The organism is Verminephrobacter aporrectodeae subsp. tuberculatae At4 (assembly GCF_000193225.1).
Lineage (GTDB): Bacteria > Pseudomonadota > Gammaproteobacteria > Burkholderiales > Burkholderiaceae_C > Acidovorax > Acidovorax aporrectodeae.
Window position 1 is genome coordinate 1 of record NZ_AFAL01000156.1, and the last position, 1,133, is coordinate 1,133.

Annotated in this window: 1 protein-coding gene; it reads left to right on the forward strand. The window is 72.4% G+C overall.

Features of this window, described 5'->3' with window-relative positions; genetic code table 11:
* Positions 1-149: 149 nt before the first annotated feature.
* A partial coding sequence (locus VTU_RS0105410; RefSeq protein ID WP_010101610.1) for an ABC transporter permease occupies positions 150-1,133 on the forward strand: 984 nt, incomplete at its 3' end.

Sequence of the window (1,133 nt, forward strand, 5' to 3'; positions counted from 1 at the left end):
GCGCTGGCCCTGCTGCGCGCGAGCGCCGCGGCCTGCGGCGCGGGCCTGGTCATCGCCACGCACGACCAGCGCGTGCTGCGCGCGCTGAGCAGCGCGCAGCAGCTTGATCTGGATGCAAGGGCGCACGCGCCGCAGGAGTGCATGGCGCCATGAAGACCGTTCCCGATCTGGTCCGGCTGTCCTGGCGCTACCTGTGGTCGCGCCCGCTGGCGGCGCTGCTCAACCTGCTGCTGCTCGCGCTGGGCCTGGCCGCCATCACGCTGGTGCTGCTCGTCGCCACGCAGTTGGACGCGGCGTTCGAGCGCGACCTGAACGGCATCGACCTCGTGGTCGGCGCCAAGGGCAGCCCGCTGCAGCTCATCCTCGCGGGCGTGTTTCATATCGACGTGCCCACGGGGAATATTCCGCTGCAGGAAGTGCAGGCCCTGCGCAACGACCCGCTGGTGGCGCAGATCATCCCGCTGAGCATGGGCGACAGTTACCGTGGCCGGCGCATCGTCGGCACCACGCCCGACTATGTGGCGCATTACCACGCCACCCTGGCGCAGGGGCGGATGTGGCAAGAGCCCATGGAGGCCGTTCTGGGCGCGTCCGTGCTGCGCACCATGGCCGACGCCGCACCCGACGGCGCAGCGCTGCTCGGCGCCCGCTTCATCGGCAGCCATGGGTTGGGCGAGGGCGGGCATGCGCACGGCGAGCACCCCTACCGCATCACCGGCGTGCTGGCGCCCTGCGGTTGCGTGCTCGACCGCCTCATCCTCACGGCCACCGAATCGGTCTGGCGGGTGCACGAGGCCGCCACCGCGGACGACCCCGGAGACCTCGAAATCCTTGCGCAAGAGCGCGAAGTGACCGTGGCCCTGGTGCGTTACCGCTCGCCCCTGGCCGCGGCCACGCTGCCGCGCCGGATCAATTCCGACACCGCGCTGCAGGCGGCCGCGCCGGCCGTCGAGATCAGCCGCCTGCTGCGCCTTCTGGGCCTGGGCGCGGACGTGCTGCGCGCCTTCGGCGGCGTGCTGCTCGCCGTCGCGGTGCTCAGCGTCTTCATCGCACTGTGCAACGCCGTGCGCGAGCGGCGCGCCGATCTGGCGATGCTGCGCATGCTCGGTGCGCCGCCGCGCCGCGTCGCCGGC